Below are 2784 nucleotides of genomic sequence, written 5' to 3' on the forward strand. Positions count from 1 at the left end.
CCTGCCGTTAACCACCACCGTCCCCGCCGCAGGGACAGTGGGAATGTCAGGAATATCGGGGAACTTCACCCCGCCAGCCTTCCCCATCACCACCGCGCGCGACCCCGACAAGCGCACTAGCACACGATCCCCCACCGCTAACGGCACCAGAGAGTCAGACACCAACGCAGGAGACGTGTCACCCGTGAGCAACACCTGGCCGGGGCCTTTCACTCTCCCCCACCGCCACGACTCAGTAGCTTGCGGGACGTGAGGCACCAGCATGGAAAGGTTCCCAGCCTTCACTTGTCATCACCGCCCTTGTTAACCTTCCGTAGCGTGACTTCCATCAGTTCACCCGCCCGCAGCTCCATGTCGAACTTGCGAATAGACATGTACATGTCCTTCGCCCCGGAGCGGAAACGCACGATCTCATTCAGAGCGACGGGGAGGACCGCGGACGAGATCACGACCTTCGCCATCGGGTTTTGAGCGTTCGCCGCCCGCCGTTTCACCTTCGCATCCAACGTGGCCTGATCGGCCGCTTCAACGTCCGTTTTCACCTCACTAATCCACCGGCCCCGCGACTGGTAGGAGTAAGGCGAGCCCGGGTCGCGGTTCTCCCACAACGATGTTAACGACGGTAACTCTTTCCCGTCCTCCGTTTGCGCTTCCTGCGTGGTGTACACGATCCGGTTCGGAATGTTGGCCAAGTCCTGCTCGAACGTCCACCGCTTCGCGTGAATCGCGTTGCGACCTTCGGTGAACTCCCACGACACTTCACGTTCAGCCGGGACACGGTAATGTTCAGCAACGTAGACACCATTCGGGTCACACGTCAACGAAAAGTAGCCACAGTAGTCCAGAATGTCGTTGATAATGGTCAGTTTCGATTCGCCCGCATCCCACGTCAACGGGCGCGAGTTCTTCCCCGTAGTCCACACGTGCCCGGTCTCATCCGGGCGGGACACGAACGGCTCAATCGCAAGCCTAGTCTGCCCCATGTCCTTCAACATTTTCACCACGTGCGGGATCAATTCCGTTCCCGCCGGGATAGAATAAGCAGACACAACAGCGTCTTGATCCGGGATCAACAGCTTATCGTGGAGTTCGATCTCATACTCCACCGCCTCCCCAGTGTACTCCTCTTGCGGGGACGTGGGAATAAACAGGCCCAGCGGCCAGCGTAAACCGTTCACTGTCACAAACACGTGCAACAGTTTCGTTCCCCACCACTCCGGCGGCTTATCAGACACTACAGACAGTTTGCCCGCGCGCTTGATACGCGCATCCGTAGACACCGTAATGCTGCCACCCGTGACACCATCTAGCACGCCAAGGTCACGTTCCTCAGCGGACAACACGCGCACCTCATAGTCCTCAACACGATACGACGCCCACAAACGAGGATCATTCCGCATAATCCACCTCCCGTACCGTGAACGACACATCATGGGAACCAACCTGCCGCGAGCGCCCAATGTCAACGCTCGATATGGCGCCCCACACGCGCACGCCCGCCGGGTCACGGTAGAGTACCGGCACGGCGGCGTCCACCAACGCTAAGAACGCGCCCACGTTCGATGCCTCCGACCGCAGGATCGTGCCCTCGACCTTGATCTCACGGTCACGGTGCAACCCTGAGAAAACCACTGGCCGAGACCGGCCCGCCATATAGTGCAACACCATGTCCGTCACGCCGAAAGTGATCTGCCGCTCCGGGTCCCACCGCACCATCACCGGGGCCGCACCAGACACCGGGGTTAACATGATGTCCCTAATCGGGGCAGTGGACGTGTCCACCTCCACCTCCACCGAGGTAGACGTTGCCAGTGACGTGTTCGCCGCCGTCACACGATACGTGTTCACCCCATTCCCTGACGGGGTACTATCCGTCACCGTCTGCCCGTTACGCACATTATCCGCGATCAGCACAGGTTCCCCGGTACTGGACGGCGTAAGGCGCTCCACACGCACATGATTCGTCACCGGGGACGCCCCGCTAAAGGTCACTTTTAACGCGACCGCGCCCGTCTCACGCACCCACGTCGTGCTAACCGTCGGCGCGCCAGGCGCGTCGTAAGCCACGGTGAAACTTGCCGTAGTCCAGTTCGACCACACCATGTCCAGCACGCGCACACGCAACTGGCACGATGCCCCGTTCGGGAGCGCTGTGAACATTAGGGAACGGTTGCCGCGCTCCTTCGTGCCGGTCACCTTCCGCATAATGCGACCATTGATGACCAACTCCACCTCGAACTGGTGTTCCCCCGAAATGGAATCAGTGAACGTGGCGGTAACGCGATCCGATGTCACCTTCGACGGTAGGCCCACCCATGACGCACTTGGGCGGGCCTGCAAGTTCACTGTTGCGATCTGCGACCACTCCGACGATTTTGTAGTGTCTTGTCCCCACGTGCGCACCTTCCACTCGTAGGTGCCAGTCTGGCTGAGCGGTATCCGATACGACGCATCACTACTGAGCCTGATACCCGATGATGACCACGACGTGTTCCCTACCTCCCGGTGCTGGAACTCGTACCTTGACTGTGCGGTGCCGTCGGTGGGGTTGTGAGACCACGTGAACTTAATCGGGGTGCTCGTCGGCTCAAACGTCCCATTCGGTGCCAGGCTCGTGGGTGCCAACGGGGCGGCAAGGAGACGCACCGTGTTCGACACGGTGGTGGCCGTCAACCCGTCAGGGGTGATGTGCCCGACCGTGAACACGTACTCTTTCGTCACGTCCAAGCCGGTAGCCCGGAAACTATTAACGCCAGGGTCGAGCGGACCAGACAAGTTCGCCGC

The 2784-nt window shown here is 60.3% G+C and carries 2 protein-coding genes; both read right to left on the bottom strand.

From position 1 onward, the window contains the following. Window positions 1–281 precede the first annotated feature (281 nt). Window positions 282–1382, bottom strand: coding sequence for a hypothetical protein (locus HMPREF3167_RS06145; RefSeq protein WP_070446089.1), 1101 nt, complete (start codon window positions 1380–1382; stop codon window positions 282–284). Window positions 1383–1389: 7 nt separating this feature from the next. Next, window positions 1390–2784, bottom strand: a 1395-nt coding sequence (locus HMPREF3167_RS06150; RefSeq protein ID WP_210382977.1) for a glycoside hydrolase family 78 protein, incomplete at its 5' end; no start/stop codon positions are given.

The organism is Trueperella sp. HMSC08B05 (assembly GCF_001808405.1).
Taxonomy (GTDB): Bacteria; Actinomycetota; Actinomycetes; order Actinomycetales; family Actinomycetaceae; genus Trueperella; species Trueperella bernardiae.